The organism is Massilia sp. KIM (assembly GCF_002007115.1).
Classification (GTDB): Bacteria; Pseudomonadota; Gammaproteobacteria; order Burkholderiales; family Burkholderiaceae_D; genus Telluria.
Genome location: NZ_MVAD01000001.1, coordinates 2,234,616 through 2,250,090, shown reverse-complemented (window position 1 = coordinate 2,250,090; position 15,475 = coordinate 2,234,616). Strand labels below are relative to the sequence as shown.

The window sequence follows — 15,475 nt, the reverse complement described above, 5'->3', positions numbered from 1 at the left end:
AACGGATCGGTACAGCTGGATGATGACAGCTCTTACAAAACTTTACATTATTACTATATACCGCGCCCGCTGATCAGGCGGACCAGGATCATGATGACCGCGACCACCAGCAGGATGTGGATGAAGCCGCCGATGGTGTACGAGGTCACCAGGCCCAGCAGCCAGAGAACGATGAGAATGACGGCAATGGTGTACAGCATGATAGTCTCCTGAAGCATGCGCATTTGCGCCGTGGATCCAGTATCCCGCCGTGCTGTGCCGTCCACCGTTCGATGGCGTACATTATGCGCAATGTTTCTCTTTGCGCAAGCCCGGAATCCAGCCCATCAGGCCCATCAGGCCCGTCACCCCGATCAGGCAGGTCAGCAGTCCGCCCGTCACCAGGAACACGACGTCATGCGCCTGCACCGGGCTGCCCATGCCTGCCGGCGGCTCGGCCGATAAAAGGCCGAAGCCGGTCAATACGATTCCCCAGATGATGATACCGATCCACGCCAGGCTGTTCATGTGCTTCCCCTTTTGATGGTTGATCTCCGCATCGGTTCTTTCTCTGCGTGAATCCATTGTCGGGTTAGCTCAGCGGTTATTCCGTGCGCTGCCGCACATTGCCAATAAGAAAAAATTTGGCCGGGCCGCTTGCGCGCACCCGGCCGGTTTGCTAGCCATGCGAGCTGGGTCAGGCGACCGAGCGCAGGCGTCCTTTCACGATCCGCACGCGGTCGCCGCTGCGCCATTGCGGCGGGCTGCTCTGGCGGAAGGTGCGCAGGGTGCCGTCATCGAGGCGCACCCGGATCTCGTAGCTGGTGGTGGCCTTGATATTGCCTTCGACCTGGTTACCGACCACGGCGCCGCCGACCGCGCCGGCGACGGTGGCGATGGTGCGGCCGCTGCCGCCGCCGACCTGGTTGCCCAGCAGGCCACCCAGCACAGCGCCGCCGGCCGCACCAAGACCGCTCCCTTCGGCGCGCTGCTTGATGGTGCGGACCGATTCCACGTTGCCGCAGTTCGAGCACCAGTCGCGGCCGTTATCGGCGGACGCCACCTGGGTGTCCTTCTTGACCGGCTTGCTGACCGGTTCGGGATCGGCCACCGGCGCGGCGGCGAGCTGCTGGGCAGGGTAGGCCGGCTGGGCAGGAGCCTGGACGTAGCCCTGGGGCGCGACCGGAGGCGGCGGCGCGACCAGGCCGGCTGCCGGCTGGGGTGCGCCCTGCGGCATGCTGGCCGCCAGCGCGGCGCGGTCGGCGTCGCTGAGTTGGCGGTTTGCGTTGCCGCCGATGGAAGAGGGAACCCAGCCCATGATGGCGGCCACGCCGACCATGCAGAACAGCAGGATGGCGGCTGCGGCCAGCAGCATCAGGGGGTGGTGTCGGCCCCTGGAGGGGGAAGTGTTTGCGTTGTTCATGTCTTGTCCTTTCCGATGTTTCGCGAGGCGGTGCCTGCGACAGCCCGGCGCGTCTGTTCGAGAAAACATTGTCTCTAGGAACAAGAAGCTATTCCGTGCGTCACCGTACATACTCGCTCGTGAGCAGGCGGTTACGCTGACCTAAATTGTTTGCAAATGTATCCATTGTCAAACGACGGACACCATGAAATCGCATCATGAGGACGCGCTGAATTTCGCGGTGCCTCCGCAGGCCGCGGAGCACCACAGCAACCTGCTGCTCGCCGCCCTGCCACCGCAGGACCTGGCGCAGTTGCTGCCCCTGCTCGACACCGTCAAAGTGGAGGTGGGCGAAGTGCTGTGCGAAGCCGGCGACCCGATCCATCACATCTATTTTCCCCACGATTGCCTGGTGTCGCTGCTGGGTGTGGCGGAGGGCCGCATGACCCTGGAGGTGGGGCAGGTGGGGCGCGAAGGCATGCTCGGCGCCACCGTGGCCCTGGGCCACGACAGCACCCAGGTGCGCGCCATCGTGCAGCGCGCCGGCCACGCCAGCCGCCTGCCGAGCGCAGCCTTCCGCGCCGAGGTGGCGCGCAATCCTTCGCTGCAGCGGGTGCTTTATCGTTATACGGACCAGTTGCTGGCGCAGGCGATCCAGATCGCGGTGTGCAGCCGTTTTCATGTGCTCGAGGCGAGGCTGGCGCGCTCGCTGATGGTGACGCGCGACCGGTTGCAGTCGGACCGTTTTCATCTGACGCACGAGTTCCTGGCGCATGCGCTCGGGGTGCGGCGTGTGGGAGTGACCAAGGCGGCCAGCGCCTTGCAGCAGCAGGGGCTGATCAATTACAGCCGGGGGAATATCGAGATCCTCGATCCGGAGGGGCTGGCGGCGGCCGCGTGCACCTGCTACGAAATCGTGAGGGAGGCGGGGGCCTTGCCGGTGCAGAGCTTCATGTGAGCGCTTCGGGGCGCTCGGCCCGTTTACATCCGCTTACAAAATTGCGGCTGAGCTACACCGTTCGCAAGTCCGCAGCTTTACGGCTGAGAAATATTCTCCGCTAGTCCGCAGCCTCGAAACGTCGTCCCCGCGCAGGCGGGGACCCAAGTTCTGCTAGCGTTGTCGAAACGCGTGCAACTTGGGTCCCCGCCTGCGCGGGGACGACGGCATTGAAGCTAACGACTACGGGGACGTTAGCGCTGACCGGCTCAGTTGGTGTTCTTGTTCACCTGATTGCCGATCACGCCGCCCACAGCTGCACCACCCACGGTGCCCGCCGCGCTGCCGCCGGTCAGTGCGCCGCCGATGACCGCGCCTGCGCCCGCGCCGATCGCGGTGTTCTTGTCCTGCTGCGACATGCCCGAGCAACCAGCCAGGCCCAGAGCAACGGTGGCTAGCGATGCGGTGACGATGATTTTCTTGATCGATTTCATGATGATCTCCTTTCGGTGGGTTCTACTTCAAGCGTAGGTCATTCCTGACCGACTTCACGCCTTTTACGGTACGGGCGACCGTCGCTGCGGTCGCCACGCTCTCCGCCGAGCTCACGAAGCCGCTCAGCTGGACAACGCCTTGGACCGTCTCGACATTGATGTCCGACGCCTTCAATTCCGGATCGCCCACCAGGGCCGCTTTCACCTTGGCGGTGATCGCCGCATCGTCGACGCTCTCGGCCACGCTGCGCCGCGGATCGTTCGACGCGCACCCTCCCAGGACACCCAGCGACATGCAGGCCAGCAGGGCGGTGGCAGCGCCGTAGCGCTTGATGGTGCGGCTTCCGTTCATTCCAGCTTTCAATGTTCGATGACTTGTTATCAGCATAACCACGCCCGGCAGACCGATCTGTTCGGCAACACACCTATGCCGTGACTTCCTGCTGAGCTGTCATCGACGCTGGGTCTGCCCCGGCGGCGGGGCGGTCGGCTTGCGCTTGGCCTGGGCCACCAGGCGGGCGCAATCGCTGTCCTCGCCCGGCCCGGCGTTGATCAGGGGCAGCAGGGCCGCCACCGGCGCCGCAGCTGCGGCCAGGGCCGCCGCGCCGCCGGCCTTCAGGGCCAGCACGCCCTTGTCGACCGAGACGTCGGGTTTCTTGAACGGACCGCGTACGTACAGGGGCGAACGCAGCGAGAACAGGCGCAGGGCCTTGGTCTGCGGGTTGATGCGCAAGTCCATTTGCTCGCCGGCCAGGTTGATCGCGCCCTCGACCGTGATGATGGCTTCCTCGGTATCGACCACGAAGCTGCGGGTGCGCGCGATGCCATTGGTGACGGCGAAGTCGGCCGCCATGCAATTGAGCTGCACCTGCTTGTCGCCGAACAGCTTGGTGAGGATGATGTTGCCCACGTTAAGGCCCATCATTTCCAGCAGCATCTTGCTCACCGTGCCCTGGTTGATCACCGTCTTGAGTTCGCCGTTCGAGGCTGCCAACAGGCTGGCCACCGAGTTGCCGGTCGCCGAAAGCTGGGCGTCGCCGTTGATCTGGCCAACCGTCGCCTGCATCTGCTCGATCTGGGGGAAGAGCTGCTTGATCTGGATCTTGCGGGCCGCGACCTTGGCTGTGGCCTTGATCGCGTTCTTGCCCTCGCGCCCGCTGCCGTCGAGGCGGATATTGGAGCGCACCGTGCCGCCCGCCATGCCGAATTCGAGCGGATCGAGGCGCAGCACCCCGTCCTGCATGATCAGGTGGGTGCTGAGCTTGCTGATCGGCAGCGCCTTGTCGCGCACGATGCGGTCGGCTGCGAAGCGCACGTCGGCGTCCAGCACCGTCCAGCGCTCGGTCTTGAATTCCTCCACCGGCAGCACCTTGTTGCTCGGCTGCATGGTGTCGGCGTTACGCTCCTTCTTGGCGGCGTTGGAGTCGGCGCCGATCAGCGGGGCCAGGTCGGCGAACACCAGCTGGCGCGAACGCACATTGCCCGACAGGCGGGGGCGCTTGCCGCCGGTGACGAACTCGAGGCGGCCACCGATGTCGCTCGCGCCGACCTTGCCTTTGAAGTCGTCGTAGACCCAGCGGCTCGACTTCTCGCCCAGGCTGCCGGTCAGGCGTCCCGAGGTCGAGAACGGGCCGGTGGTCGGCAACAGGATGCCGGTGAAGTTGTACAGCTGGTCCATGCTGGCGCCGGCCAGCTCCAGCTTGAGGTCGACCGCCGCCAGCTGCGCGGGCCGGGTCACCGTGCCTTCGAGCGCGATGCGGGTGCGGCCCGAGCGCGCCTCGGCCTGGACCGGATAGGGCTCGCCCTGCTGCTTGAGCGAGAGCACCGCGCCGGCCTTGCCGCCGCCACGCACCGGCGCGCCGTTGTAGGTGCCGGTGAGGGTGAAGCCCACGCCATAGGTCGGGTCGCGCTCCAGCGTGCGCACCTGGGCGGTGACGTCGGCCTTCGTGACCGCGTCCTTGATGTGGACCACGCCGTCGGTCAGCACCACGCGTTCGAGGTCGAGCTTCCAGCGCGATTCTTCCTGGTTGCGCTTGAAGGTCCAGTTGTTGTGGGTGGCGTCGGTGCGCAGCAGGTCCACGCGCGGCCCGTCGAAGCTCAGCAGGGGGATATTGATGGTGCGATCGAGCAGGGCGAAGGGATTCACGGAAAACGAAAAGCGGCGCACGTTCGCCATGTCGCGCACCGGCATGCCGGCCGGATTGCCGACGTAGACGTCGTTGGCGTACAGGTAGGGCCAGGGAATGTGGTCGCGCCAGGTGCGCGCGGCCGGCGCCATGCGCTTGGCGGGCCGTTCCCACTCCACCTCGAGGTCGCCGCGGATCGCGAAGGGGCGGTCGATGGCGTCGCTGACCTTGGCGTTGATCCAGGGGCGCGCGCGGTTCCAGTCGAAGGTGGCGATCAGGATGACGGCGATGACCGGCAGCGCCACCAGGATGCCGAGCAAGCTGAACAGGATCTTTTTCTTGTGGCCGGGCTTGCTTGCCCTGGCCGCTGGCGTGGACGACTCGGCCATAGCGGACCTTTTTCGGAAGAGTGAATTCTTGGCCCGAGCGTAGCGCAAGGCGGTGTCTGCTGATGTGCGGTGCCGCACGCAGATCTTCCTGATCCGAATCAATGTGCGCCAGCGAACCGATCTGGGCTGATAACAGGTTTATAACTGTCTCCATCACTATCGTCACCAGGAGACTGCAATGAACAAGAACGTCCCGACGACCCACCTGGCACGCCTGGCCTGCGCCTGCGCCGTGCTGGCCTTGACGGCCTGCGCCAGCCCCCAGAAGGCGCCGGCGACCGCCGACGTGGCGGTGTCGCGCAACGCTGTCGAGAATGCCGTATCGGCCGGTGCGGCCGAGCTGGCGCCGGCCGAGATCACCGCCGCGCGCGAGAAGATGCTGCGCGCCAACCAGGCCCTGGCCGCCAAGGACTACAAGCTGGCGCGCGAGCTGGCGATCCAGGCCCAGGCCGACGCCAAGCTGGCCCAGAGCAAGGCCAACTCGGCCAAGGCGACCACCGCCTCGAACCAGTTGAACGAAGACCTGCGCGTGCTGCGCGAAGAGGTCGACCGCGTCAACAACATGGGCGCTTCGCAGTCGGGCACCACCGAGTCCGGCGCCGCGACCACCACGACCACGACGCCGACCACGACGCCGACCACCCAGCAGTAAGCCCTTGCAAGCATGAGTCCGCGCCGCGAGGCGCCTAACAAGAAGAGGACCAGAACATGAACAACCGCAAGCCCGTCATCTCGATGCTGGCCGCCGCCATCCTGGCGGCCGCCTGCGCCAGCACCCCGGTGACCACCCCGACGCTGGACCAGGCGCGCGCCGACTTCGTCAGCGCCAACAACAACCCCTCGGTGGCGACCTATGCGCCGATGGAATTCAAGCAGGCCAGCGACGCGCTCGACCAGGCCAACCAGGCCGCCGCCCGGCGCGAGAGCCTGAACGACATCGACCGCCTGGCCTACGTGGCCAAGCAGAAGATCGCGACCGCCCAGGAAGTGGCCAAGGCCAAGGCCGCCGAGGCCGACATCGCCAACGCCTCGCGCGAACGCGACCAGGTGCGCCTCGAGGCGCGTACGGCCGAAGCCGATCGCGCCAAGCGCGAAGCCGAGGCGGCCCAGGCCCAGGCCCAGGCGGCGCAGGCCCAGGCCGCCCAGGCCCAGGCCCAGGCAAACGCCGCCCAGCAGCAGAACGCGGCCCTGGCCCAGCGCGCTGCCCAGCTCGAAGCCCTGCTGGTCGACCTGCAGGCGGTCAAGACCGAGCGCGGCTATGTGGTGACGATCGGCGACGTGCTGTTCGCGACCGACAAGGCCAGCCTCACGCCGAACGGCATGTCGACCCTGCGCAAGCTGGCCGACATCATGGCGCAGAACCCGAACCGTACCGTGCTGGTCGAAGGATTTACGGACAGCACCGGCAGCTCCACCTACAACCAGGAGCTGTCGCAGCGGCGCGCGAACGCGGTGGCCTCGGCGCTCGGCCAGCTCGGCGTGCCGCGCGACCGGATCGCCATGCGCGCCTACGGCGAGGCCTTCCCGGTGGCGCCCAACGATTCGGCCGGCAACCGCCAGCTCAATCGTCGGGTCGAGATCGTGCTGTCCAACGAAGGAGCGCAGATCCCGCCGCGCACGGCAGGCCGCTGAGCCGGCGTCAACGCATAAGGAAAGACCATGGAAGACAAGACCAACCTGGCGCATGGCTTCGACATCGCGGCGATCCGCCGCGCCGCGGCCAACCTCGACGAAGGCGCAGTGACCGAGGGCTACCAGGCCGACCGCGAAGCGGTCATCGCGATGCTCAACGACGCGCTGGCCACCGAGCTGCTGTGCGTGCTGCGCTACAAACGGCATTACTACACGGCGAGCGGTCCGAACATCGGCCCCATCAAGGCCGAGTTCCTCGAGCATGCCCAGCAGGAGCAGGACCACGCCGACCGCATCGCCGAGCGCATCGTGCAGTTGAACGGCTCGCCGAACTTCAACCCGGCCACGCTGACGGCGCGCAGCCACGCCGAGTACGACGACTCCGAGGACGTGCAGGCGATGATCCGCGCCGACCTGATCGCCGAGCGCGTGGCCATCGAATCGTATCGGCAAATGATCGTCGCCATAGGCGACAAGGACCCGACCACCACCCGGATGCTGACCGAGATCATGGCGGTGGAAGAGGAGCATGCCGACGACATGCGCGACCTGTTGGCCTGAGACAGCGCCGCGCCAGCTTAACCAGAGACACCACAACGCAAAGGAGTAGATCATGCAAGACACCTATCGCTCGTCCAGCAACGGCAGCGTGCACCCGATCAGCGGCGCCACCTATGCCACCCAGTCCGACATGAAGGCCCTGGTGCGCGACGCCCAGTCGATGCTGACGGCGGCGGCCAACCTGACCGGCGAAAAGGCCGAGGAGCTGCGCAACCGCGGCATGGAAATGCTCGACCGCGCGCTGGGCAAGGCCAGCTACGTGCAGGGCCAGGCCATGGAGAAAAGCAAGGAACTGGCGCATACGGCCGATGTCTACGTGAGGGACAACCCCTGGCGTACGATGGCGGTCGCCGCCGGCATCGGCATCCTGCTCGGCGTGCTGCTGAGCCGAAACTCCGACCACCAATAATCCGAGCCGGGGGCTGCCGTGGATAAAAACGATACCGTAGTGCACAACCCCGGCCTGTTCGGCGGGATCTCCAGCCTGGGCAAGAGTCTGTTCGGCCTGCTCGTCTCGCGGGTCGAACTGGCTGCCCTTGAGCTGTCCGAGGTGCGTAACCACGTGCTCGAACTGGTCGCCGTGTTCGCGGTGGCCGTGCTGGCCGTGTGGTTCGCCGTTGCCTACGGCACCGCCATGATCGTGGCCCTTGCCTGGGACGCGATGGGCTGGAAGATCCTCCTGATTCTGTTCGTCGTGTTCGTGCTCATCACCGCGGTGCTGGTGGCGAAGGGACTGGCCCTGCTCAAGCAGAACAAGCTGGCTTTCCCGGCGACGATGAAGGAACTGAAGAACGACCGCGACATGCTGCTCTAAGCGGCGACACGATGGGGAGGAATCATGCACAATCATGACGGAACGACCGGTTTGGCCGGTCACAAGCACAGCCTGGATCCGGCTGCCCGCAAGCAAGAGCTGCTGCGTGAGGGAGAATACTTCCGCACCAGCGTCGCCCATGCCAAGGCGCACATCCGGCACGCGGCCCGGCCCGAGGTCATCCTGCACTCGACGATCGACCACGCCACTTGGGCGCTGCGGGCGAGGGCGGATGCCCTGCTCAAGCCGACGGGCACCAACGTGTCGGTATTGATGCCGTATGCGCTGGCGCTGGTGAACTTCGTGCGCCAGAAGCGGCTCGGGAAACCGGCCGCTGGTGCGGTGCTGGCCCTCGGTGCGATGGGCTGGTACCTGAACCGCAGGAAAGCACAGCAACAGCTGCCGCAGTAAGCGGCGAGCGTATCGTCCGGGCTGGTCCCGGCGGCGCACGAGAAGAACGAAAAGCTTCGAATATGGTGGGGCTTGAGCGGCGTCTCAATCGGGGATTGGACGCCGTCTTTTTTTGTGCCGTGGCCAAGGAAGATGTGCCCGCGGGAGCTTGGACCTGCGGGGCAGGTTAGACGTGCCTGTCGAGGATAGATATGCTTGGGCCACGTTAGATATGGCAGCTCGACGCAACCACACGCAAGTCCAGCACCCCCAGCACGTCGCACCGGCGCAGGCCGGTGCCCGAGTTCGCATGCAACACTCAGAACACATACCTTTTCGCGCGAGGGCGAGGGCGAGGGCGAGGACGAGGGCCAGGGCCAGGGCCAGGGCCCGGCCGGAATCTGCTGGCCACGGTCTCCACACGCCAGTCCCGCGCCTCTCGCACGTCGCACCGGCGCAGGCCGGTGCCCAAGTTTCCATGCGACGCCGTGAACCTATACTTTTTCGTGGCAGGGCCGAGGCCGGAGCGGAAGCTGTCTTCCAATCCGTCCACACGCGAGTCCCGCGCCTTTCGCACGTCGCACCGGCGCAGGCCGGTGCCCAAGGTCTACGTTCTCTGTGATGCACGCAAACTTGGGCACCGGCCTGCGCCGGTGCGACGGTTTTTCGGTTAGCTGAGAAAACGATCGGATCGGCGCCCGAAGAGAGGGCGGAGCCCGCCCTCACTGCTTGCTTCGCCGTCCCTTACTGCGTCTGCGTGATGCGCGCGAACTTGGGCACCGGCCTGCGCCGGTGCGACGGTTTTTCGGTTAACTGAGAAATCGATCGGATCGGTGCCGGAAGAGAGGGCGGAGCCTGTCCTCACTGCTCGCTGTTCATTTGCTGTACTGCGTCTGCGTGATGCGGGCAAACTTGGGCACCGGCCTGCGCCGGTGCGACGGTTTTTCGGCTAACTGGGAGACCGAAGGGCAGGGGAGGCCGGCGAGAGGGCGGAACCAGCTCTTACTGCTCGCCGTCCACCTGTGCCCGCGCCTGCGCCATATCCTGTTGCCAGGTCGCCCGCGCCTCCTTCATGCAGGCGCTGCGCTCCGCCGCCGGGCGCTTCTTGCAGGCGTTCTGCGCTTCCTGGAACGCCGCCCCGATCTCCTTCTGCAAGGTGCGCATGCGCGCTTGCCGGGTCGCGTCCTCGCGGTACCAGCGCGCCGGATCGCCTTGCGCGATCTCGCGCGCCTGCTTGCTGGCGGCGGCCGGTTCGACCACCGCATCGGTGGTCCGTGTCGGCGTTGTCGCCTGCTCGGTGTCCTGGGCATGCGCCGCGAGCGCGGCCATGCCAATGCATCCCGCCAGCGCCGCGCGCCGCAGGAAAGAATGCTGTCCCATATCGCCTCCTACCGGTATGACAGGGCGCGCCGCGCTACAGCCATCCGGTCAGCAAGAGCACCACCAACACCAGCACCAGGAAGCCGCTCACGCCCACCGGGCCATAGCCCCAGCTGCGGCTGTGGCTCCAGGTCGGCATGCTGCCGACCAGGGCCACCAGCAGGATGACGAGCAGGAGCGCGCCCATCGCTGCTCATCCAGCCACGACGAATCAATAGCGGTAAACCCGGCCGTCGACGATGCGCACGCGGTTACCAACGCGCAGGTCGTAGACGCTGTCCTGGGTCACGGTGCGGTATTCGCCGTTATCCATGCGTACGTTGATCTGGTACAGCTCCTGGCCGGTCGCATTGCGGTTCGACTCGACCTTGTTGCCGATCGCCGCGCCGGCCACGCCGCCGGCCACCGTGGCGGCGGTACGGCCGCTGCCGCTGCCCACCTGGTTGCCTGCCAGCGCACCCACCACGCCGCCGAGGATCGCGCCAGCGCCGCTGGTGCGGCCGCCATTGGCCTGGGCCACCTGGATCGACTCGATCGTGCCATAGCCCATGTTGGCCGAATTGTTGTAACCGGCGTTGTTGTTGTAGCCGTAGCCGCTGTCGTAGGGCTGGGAGCTGTTGCTTGCGCAGCCAGTGAGAAGGGCGCCGGTAGCCACCGCCATGGCGGCAAGAGTACGGGTTGCTTTCATGTTGTTCTCCTGACAAAAAATAGTGCTTCCAGAATAGGCACGGCTGGGCCGAGGGTCTGTGCGATGACGCACCCACCTTTTGTGATGGCTGAGTTCGCTACTGAAGAGTGTTGTCCGAAGGTAGATGTGTTCGGCACCGAACAGAAGACACGCTCCACGGCGTGTAAAAAGAGCATGAGCGTGTTGACAAATGGAGAAGAAAAAAATGAAAACCTCCCATGCGGTGCTACTGCTCGGCGCCGCGCTGACCTGGGCCGCGCATGCCCGCGCCCAGCAGCCGGTCCCCGATGCGAAAACAGCCTATAACCAGGCACGCGAAGCGGCCGAAGCGAACTACAAGGCGGCGCGCGCCAAATGCAACCTGATCGCCGGCAATCCGCACGACCTGTGCGTGGCCGAAGCGCGCGCGGCACGGGTGCGCGTCGAGGAGGAAGCGAACGCGGCCTACAAGAACACCCTCGCGGCTTACACCCAGGCGCGGATGCGCATCGCCTCGGCCAATTACGACCGCGACAAGGTGCGCTGCGCGGCCCTGACCGGCAACGACAAGGACGTCTGCATGGAGCAGGCCAAGGCGGTGCTGGTCGCCGCCCAGGCCGACGCCAAGGCCGACCGCAAGACCATGGAAGCGCGCCTCGATGCGCGCGAGGACAAGATCGCCGCCGAGTATCGCGTGGCGCTCGAGAAATGCGACGCCTTCGCCGGCGCCGCGAAGGACCAGTGCGTGACCACTGCAAAGGCCGCATACGGTAAATGAAACCCCGCAGGCCGGTATGCCGGCACTGCATCACCGCCCCGCAGGGCAAGCTGTATCAATGACCACTAACAAGGAGCCATCATGAAAATCGCACAACGCCTCATCACCGCCGCTTTCACCGCCGCTGTCGCCATCACCGCCGTCGGCTGCGCTTCCTCGTCGGATCCGACCACCAAGACCGCCGGCGAATACGTGGACGACGCCGTGATCACCACCAAGGTCAAGGCAGCCCTGGCCGCCGACCCGAACGTGAAGGCGACCGAAGTCAACGTCGAGACCTACAAGGGCGACGTCCAACTGTCGGGCTTCGTGGCCCAGCCGCAGGATGCCCAGCGCGCCGTCGAGATCGCGCGTGGCGTGAAAGGCGTGACCTCGGTGAAGAACGACATCCGTGTGAAATAATAGCGGATCGCCGGGGCGGCCCGGTTTCATTGTTCAGGCGTTTTGACCATGCAGCTAGCACAATCCGATCCGGCCTCCGTGCCGGCCAACCCGCCTGAGCAATCCGCCCCGGGAGCGTCCGGCGCCGATGCGTCGCCGGCCAGTGAAGACCCGCTTCAGCCCGGCGCTGCGCCGGGCGTCGCTGCCGATGGCGCCGCCCATGCCGACGAGGACATGGCGCTGCACATCGGCAGCCTGCGCCTGCCGGTCCACGTCAACGCGCGTGGCATGGCGCTCGGCATCCTGGCGACCATCGCCTTCGTATTCGCCCTGCAATGGGCGCAGAAATTCTTCGTGCCGCTGCTGCTCGGCATCCTCATCGCTTACACCCTGAATCCGGTCGTGCGCTGGCTCGAGCGCATCCACGTCAAGCGCGTGGTCGGCGCCACCCTGGTGACGGCCGTGATCGTGGCCCTGATGGCCGGTACCCTGTACCGCCTGCAGGACGAATTCTTCAACATCATCGACGAACTGCCGACCCTCACCCACAAGGTCACGCGCATCCTCACCAACAACCAGGGCGGACAGCGCTCGACCATCCAGCAGGTGCAGGCGGCGGCCGCCGAAATCGAGCGCGCCGCCAACAACGTCGGTTCCGACAACAAGCGCGCCCAGCGCCGCCAGAACCCGCTGCCGCCCGCGGCCGCGGCCGGCACCAGCATCCGCGTGATGGACTGGGTGCTGGCCGGCTCGATGAGCCTCGCGACCTTCCTGACCCAGACCACGATGGTGGTGTTCCTGGTGTTCTTCCTGCTGCTGGCGGGGGACACCTTCAAGCGCAAGCTGGTCAAGCTCACCGGGCCTTCGCTGACGCGCAAGAAGGTCACGGTGCATATTCTTGACGACATCAACACCTCGATCCAGAACTACATGTTCATGCTGCTGGTGACCAATGTGTTGCTGGCCCTGCTGATGTGGGCCGCGCTGCGCGCGATCGGCCTGGAGAACGCCGGCGCCTGGGCGGCGTTTTCCGGGGTGGCCCACCTGATGCCTTACTTCGGTCCGCTCCTGATCACGGCGGCAACCGGCATGGTGGCCTTCCTGCAGTTCGAGTCGCTGCGCATGGTGATCCTGGTGGCGGGCGCCTCGATGGGCATCGCGACCCTGGTCGGCATGGTGGTCGCCACCTGGATGACGGGCAAGATCGCGCGCATGAATCCGGCGGCGGTGTTCGTCAGTCTGCTGTTCTGGGGATGGCTGTGGGGCGTGTGGGGCTTGTTGCTCGGTGTGCCGGTGGTGATGGTGCTCAAGGTCGTGGCCGAGCGCGTGGAGGGGATGGAAGTGGTGGCGGAGCTGCTGGGAGAGTAGCGGGCTGCGCTGCGTCGATGCGCCGTCGCCGCCGGCGGCGGCAACGACGGTCTGACGGTGACTTGCCCGCCAGCGGGCTTACACGGTTCCCGGCATCGGCGACGGATTCTTGTCGCCGGTGACATGCGGCGGCTTGTGCCGCAGGCTTCCCATCTTCAAGGCGTACTGGCGCGCGAACTCCGCGCCCAGGAAGAAGATCTGCGCCGAGTAATACACCCACAGCAGCAGCGCGATCAGCGAGCCGGCCGCGCCGAAACTGTCGGCCGCGCCGCTGTTGCCGATGTAGAGGCCGATCCCGAATTTGCCGAGCGTAAACATGGCCGCCGTACCGAGGGCGCCGATGGTCACGTCATGCCAGGACAGCTTGATCTTGGGCAGCAGCTTGTAGATGGTCCCGAACAAGGTCGCGATCACCAGAAAACTGATCGCCGACGCCACCCAGCCCAGGATGATGGCGGCTTCCTTCCACATGCCGCCGATGTATTTCTCGAGTACGGCGAGGCCCGCGCTCACCACCAGCGACACCATCAGCAGGAAGCCCAGCACCAGGATGAGGCCGAAGGACAGCAGGCGGGTGCGCACCACGCCCCAGATCCCGGCGTTCTTCGCCGCCGGCACGTCCCAGATTTCGTCGAGCGAGTCCTTCAGCTCGGCGAACACGCTGGTCGCGCCGACCAGCAGCAGGATCGAGGCGATGATGGTGGCCAGGCGGCCGCTTTCCTTGTTCTGGGCGCCGGCCAGGATGGTCTGGATGGTCTCGGCGCCTTGCCTGCCGACCAGGCCGCGCAGCTCGTTCAGCAGCTGGCCCTGGGCCGCCTCGGCGCCGTAGAAGAAGCCGGCGATGGCGATCACCAGCACCAGGATGGGCGCCATCGAAAACAGGGTGTAGAAGGCCAGCGCCGCGCCCTTGCTGGACGCGCGGTGGGCCAGCCATTCCATGACCGCGCAACGCATCACGTGCACCAGCTGGCGCGAATACGGGAGCCAGTTCTTGACAGCCATGAGCCTTCCTCCAAATAGAAATGGGGGCCGCAGCCCCCATGTTTCCGAGTATGGCCTGCTCGGGCCAGTCCGGCGGTCGCCGGGACTGGCCGACCGGGCAGGGCCGGTCTCGGGATTACTGCACCTTGCGCTCGACGGTGATCTGTTCCACTTCCACGCGGCGGTTCGGTTCCAGGCAAGCGATCAGCTCGGCACGCTTCTTCTGGTTGCAGTCGGTGACGATCGGGTTGGCTTCGCCCTTGCCGTAGGCCTTCAGGCGGTTGCCGTCGATGCCCTTGCTGACCAGGTAGTCGCGCACGGCGTTGGCGCGGCGCTCCGACAGCTTCAGGTTGTACTTCTCGGAACCCAGGCGGTCGGTGTAGCCGGTGATGTCGACGTCGGTGACGCTCGGGTCAGCCTGCAGGGCGGCGGCGATTTCGTCCAGCTTCGGCGCCGGCAGGATGATCTCGGCCTTGTCGAAGTTGAACAGCTTGGTCGCTTCCAGGGTGACCTTCTCGAAGCGCGGCTGCGGTGCCGGTTCCGGAACAGGGGCCGGAGCCGGTGCCGGTGCCGGGGCTTCCACGACCGGTGCCGGAGCCGGTGCCGGTGCAGGCGGCGGGTTGAACGCGTAGTTCAGGCCCACGGTCAGGTACTTGTTGTTGCTGCGCTTGAAGCCGAACTGCTCGTCGTCACGCAGGAAGCCGCGCACGCTGCGGATGTCGGCCTGCAGGGCCCACTGCGGGGTCAGGTCGGCCTGGAAGCCGATGCCGACGGTGCCGTACGGGGAAGTCTTCTTGACGTTGCGCAGCGGGTTGTTCACCTTGTCGCGCTCGGCGCCGACGCCGAACAGCACGAAGGGACGGATGCGCTCACGCGACAGCATCAGCAGCGCATCGACGCCCAGCAGGGTCTGGCGGTACTCGTTGGAGCGCTCTTCGAAGCGGGTGTGGCTGCCGCCGATCTGGATGTCCCAGGCCGGGCTGATGGCCTTACCGAACTTCAGGCCGCCGCCGGTGTCGCGGTCGTTGACGCCGAAGTCGGCGTCCGGCTTCACGTGCACGACGTTGGGCTGGATGTACCACGACGGGTTGATGGCCGGGGCGTTCTCTTGGGCGAGGGCGGCGCCAGCCGAGCACAGCAGTGCGGCAGCCAGAGCGATCTTCTTCGTATTATTCACAGGTTACTCCCATTGGTTG

At 66.0% G+C, this 15,475-nt stretch carries 20 protein-coding genes and 1 pseudogene; 10 read left to right on the top strand and 11 right to left on the bottom strand.

The window, feature by feature from the left end:
• Nucleotides 1–53: 53 nt before the first annotated feature.
• From B0920_RS25535 to B0920_RS09795, 3 genes are all read right to left on the bottom strand, one after another.
• Nucleotides 54–200 carry a lmo0937 family membrane protein gene (locus B0920_RS25535; RefSeq protein ID WP_020652694.1) on the bottom strand — a complete coding sequence of 49 codons (147 nt, stop codon included), beginning with the start codon at nt 198–200 and terminating at the stop codon, nt 54–56.
• Nucleotides 201–282: 82 nt separating this feature from the next.
• Nucleotides 283–507, bottom strand: coding sequence for a hypothetical protein (locus B0920_RS09800; RefSeq protein ID WP_078032318.1), 225 nt, complete (start codon nt 505–507; stop codon nt 283–285).
• Between the two features lie 169 nt (nt 508–676).
• Nucleotides 677–1,402, bottom strand: a complete 726-nt coding sequence (locus B0920_RS09795; RefSeq protein ID WP_078032317.1) for a glycine zipper 2TM domain-containing protein — start codon at nt 1,400–1,402, stop codon at nt 677–679.
• Nucleotides 1,403–1,610: 208 nt separating this feature from the next.
• Here B0920_RS09795 and B0920_RS09790 point away from each other — a divergent pair, with 208 nt between their 5' ends.
• Nucleotides 1,611–2,339: a Crp/Fnr family transcriptional regulator gene (locus B0920_RS09790; RefSeq protein WP_229455584.1), complete on the top strand. Its 729-nt coding sequence runs from the start codon at nt 1,611–1,613 to the stop codon at nt 2,337–2,339.
• Nucleotides 2,340–2,587: 248 nt separating this feature from the next.
• Here the strand turns inward: B0920_RS09790 and B0920_RS09785 are convergent, their stop codons facing one another.
• From B0920_RS09785 to B0920_RS09775, 3 genes are all read right to left on the bottom strand, one after another.
• Entirely contained in the window at nt 2,588–2,812 is a 225-nt protein-coding gene (locus tag B0920_RS09785) for a glycine zipper 2TM domain-containing protein (RefSeq protein WP_078032315.1), read from the bottom strand.
• A 22-nt stretch (nt 2,813–2,834) separates the two neighbouring features.
• Nucleotides 2,835–3,107, bottom strand: a complete 273-nt coding sequence (locus B0920_RS09780; RefSeq protein WP_229455583.1) for a BON domain-containing protein — start codon at nt 3,105–3,107, stop codon at nt 2,835–2,837.
• A gap of 156 nt (nt 3,108–3,263) precedes the next feature.
• Nucleotides 3,264–5,327: an AsmA family protein gene (locus B0920_RS09775; RefSeq protein WP_078032313.1), complete on the bottom strand. Its 2,064-nt coding sequence runs from the start codon at nt 5,325–5,327 to the stop codon at nt 3,264–3,266.
• 178 nt (nt 5,328–5,505) lie between these two features.
• Here B0920_RS09775 and B0920_RS09770 point away from each other — a divergent pair.
• The 6 genes and pseudogenes from B0920_RS09770 to B0920_RS09745 form a co-directional block, all read left to right on the top strand.
• Nucleotides 5,506–5,886, top strand: a pseudogene (locus tag B0920_RS09770) (DUF4398 domain-containing protein); the annotation flags it as partial.
• A gap of 149 nt (nt 5,887–6,035) precedes the next feature.
• A complete protein-coding gene (locus B0920_RS09765) occupies nt 6,036–6,959 on the top strand; it encodes an OmpA family protein (protein ID WP_078032312.1) in 924 nt (307 codons plus the stop codon).
• Nucleotides 6,960–6,986: 27 nt separating this feature from the next.
• Complete coding sequence (locus tag B0920_RS09760; RefSeq protein WP_078032311.1) at nt 6,987–7,520, top strand: bacterioferritin; 534 nt, start codon at nt 6,987–6,989, stop codon at nt 7,518–7,520.
• A 52-nt stretch (nt 7,521–7,572) separates the two neighbouring features.
• Nucleotides 7,573–7,929 (top strand): YqjD family protein, encoded by a 357-nt coding sequence (locus tag B0920_RS09755; RefSeq protein WP_078032310.1) that lies wholly within the window; start codon nt 7,573–7,575, stop codon nt 7,927–7,929.
• 39 nt (nt 7,930–7,968) lie between these two features.
• Complete coding sequence (locus B0920_RS09750) at nt 7,969–8,334, top strand: phage holin family protein (protein ID WP_229455334.1); 366 nt, start codon at nt 7,969–7,971, stop codon at nt 8,332–8,334.
• Between the two features lie 24 nt (nt 8,335–8,358).
• The gene (locus tag B0920_RS09745) at nt 8,359–8,745 is read left to right on the top strand and encodes a hypothetical protein (protein ID WP_078032308.1); all 387 of its coding nucleotides are present in this window, start codon (nt 8,359–8,361) and stop codon (nt 8,743–8,745) included.
• 981 nt (nt 8,746–9,726) lie between these two features.
• Here the strand turns inward: B0920_RS09745 and B0920_RS09740 are convergent.
• The 3 genes from B0920_RS09740 to B0920_RS09730 are packed head-to-tail and all read right to left on the bottom strand — an operon-like array spanning nt 9,727 to nt 10,792.
• A complete protein-coding gene (locus B0920_RS09740; RefSeq protein ID WP_078032307.1) occupies nt 9,727–10,104 on the bottom strand; it encodes a hypothetical protein in 378 nt (125 codons plus the stop codon).
• A 34-nt stretch (nt 10,105–10,138) separates the two neighbouring features.
• Entirely contained in the window at nt 10,139–10,291 is a 153-nt protein-coding gene (locus B0920_RS09735) for a DUF3309 family protein (RefSeq protein WP_078032306.1), read from the bottom strand.
• A 24-nt stretch (nt 10,292–10,315) separates the two neighbouring features.
• Nucleotides 10,316–10,792 (bottom strand): glycine zipper 2TM domain-containing protein, encoded by a 477-nt coding sequence (locus B0920_RS09730; protein ID WP_078032305.1) that lies wholly within the window; start codon nt 10,790–10,792, stop codon nt 10,316–10,318.
• 205 nt (nt 10,793–10,997) lie between these two features.
• Here B0920_RS09730 and B0920_RS09725 point away from each other — a divergent pair, with 205 nt between their 5' ends.
• The 3 genes from B0920_RS09725 to B0920_RS09715 all read left to right on the top strand — a co-directional run bounded on the left by B0920_RS09725 (nt 10,998) and on the right by B0920_RS09715 (nt 13,298).
• Nucleotides 10,998–11,549: a hypothetical protein gene (locus B0920_RS09725; protein WP_179119134.1), complete on the top strand. Its 552-nt coding sequence runs from the start codon at nt 10,998–11,000 to the stop codon at nt 11,547–11,549.
• An 81-nt stretch (nt 11,550–11,630) separates the two neighbouring features.
• Nucleotides 11,631–11,951: a BON domain-containing protein gene (locus tag B0920_RS09720; RefSeq protein WP_078032304.1), complete on the top strand. Its 321-nt coding sequence runs from the start codon at nt 11,631–11,633 to the stop codon at nt 11,949–11,951.
• A gap of 48 nt (nt 11,952–11,999) precedes the next feature.
• On the top strand, nt 12,000–13,298 hold the full coding sequence (locus B0920_RS09715; protein WP_078032303.1) for an AI-2E family transporter: 1,299 nt from the start codon (nt 12,000–12,002) through the stop codon (nt 13,296–13,298).
• A gap of 78 nt (nt 13,299–13,376) precedes the next feature.
• Here B0920_RS09715 and B0920_RS09710 read toward each other — a convergent pair whose 3' ends face one another.
• Nucleotides 13,377–14,300, bottom strand: a complete 924-nt coding sequence (locus B0920_RS09710) for a YihY/virulence factor BrkB family protein (RefSeq protein WP_078032302.1) — start codon at nt 14,298–14,300, stop codon at nt 13,377–13,379.
• Between the two features lie 115 nt (nt 14,301–14,415).
• Complete coding sequence (locus B0920_RS09705) at nt 14,416–15,456, bottom strand: OmpA family protein (protein WP_078032301.1); 1,041 nt, start codon at nt 15,454–15,456, stop codon at nt 14,416–14,418.
• Nucleotides 15,457–15,475 lie beyond the last annotated feature (19 nt).

Coding starts and splice junctions, on each gene's coding strand:
- B0920_RS09735 (WP_078032306.1), bottom strand. CDS start 10,291: ATGGGCGCGCTCCTGCTCGTCATCCTGCTGGTGGCCCTGGTCGGCAGC.
- B0920_RS09785 (WP_078032315.1), bottom strand. CDS start 2,812: ATGAAATCGATCAAGAAAATCATCGTCACCGCATCGCTAGCCACCGTT.
- B0920_RS09725 (WP_179119134.1), top strand. CDS start 10,998: ATGAAAACCTCCCATGCGGTGCTACTGCTCGGCGCCGCGCTGACCTGG.
- B0920_RS09760 (WP_078032311.1), top strand. CDS start 6,987: ATGGAAGACAAGACCAACCTGGCGCATGGCTTCGACATCGCGGCGATC.
- B0920_RS09710 (WP_078032302.1), bottom strand. CDS start 14,300: ATGGCTGTCAAGAACTGGCTCCCGTATTCGCGCCAGCTGGTGCACGTG.
- B0920_RS09780 (WP_229455583.1), bottom strand. CDS start 3,107: ATGTCGCTGGGTGTCCTGGGAGGGTGCGCGTCGAACGATCCGCGGCGC.
- B0920_RS09800 (WP_078032318.1), bottom strand. CDS start 507: ATGAACAGCCTGGCGTGGATCGGTATCATCATCTGGGGAATCGTATTG.
- B0920_RS09745 (WP_078032308.1), top strand. CDS start 8,359: ATGCACAATCATGACGGAACGACCGGTTTGGCCGGTCACAAGCACAGC.
- B0920_RS09740 (WP_078032307.1), bottom strand. CDS start 10,104: ATGGGACAGCATTCTTTCCTGCGGCGCGCGGCGCTGGCGGGATGCATT.
- B0920_RS09720 (WP_078032304.1), top strand. CDS start 11,631: ATGAAAATCGCACAACGCCTCATCACCGCCGCTTTCACCGCCGCTGTC.
- B0920_RS09775 (WP_078032313.1), bottom strand. CDS start 5,327: ATGGCCGAGTCGTCCACGCCAGCGGCCAGGGCAAGCAAGCCCGGCCAC.
- B0920_RS09795 (WP_078032317.1), bottom strand. CDS start 1,402: ATGAACAACGCAAACACTTCCCCCTCCAGGGGCCGACACCACCCCCTG.
- B0920_RS09730 (WP_078032305.1), bottom strand. CDS start 10,792: ATGAAAGCAACCCGTACTCTTGCCGCCATGGCGGTGGCTACCGGCGCC.
- B0920_RS09715 (WP_078032303.1), top strand. CDS start 12,000: ATGCAGCTAGCACAATCCGATCCGGCCTCCGTGCCGGCCAACCCGCCT.
- B0920_RS09755 (WP_078032310.1), top strand. CDS start 7,573: ATGCAAGACACCTATCGCTCGTCCAGCAACGGCAGCGTGCACCCGATC.
- B0920_RS09765 (WP_078032312.1), top strand. CDS start 6,036: ATGAACAACCGCAAGCCCGTCATCTCGATGCTGGCCGCCGCCATCCTG.
- B0920_RS25535 (WP_020652694.1), bottom strand. CDS start 200: ATGCTGTACACCATTGCCGTCATTCTCATCGTTCTCTGGCTGCTGGGC.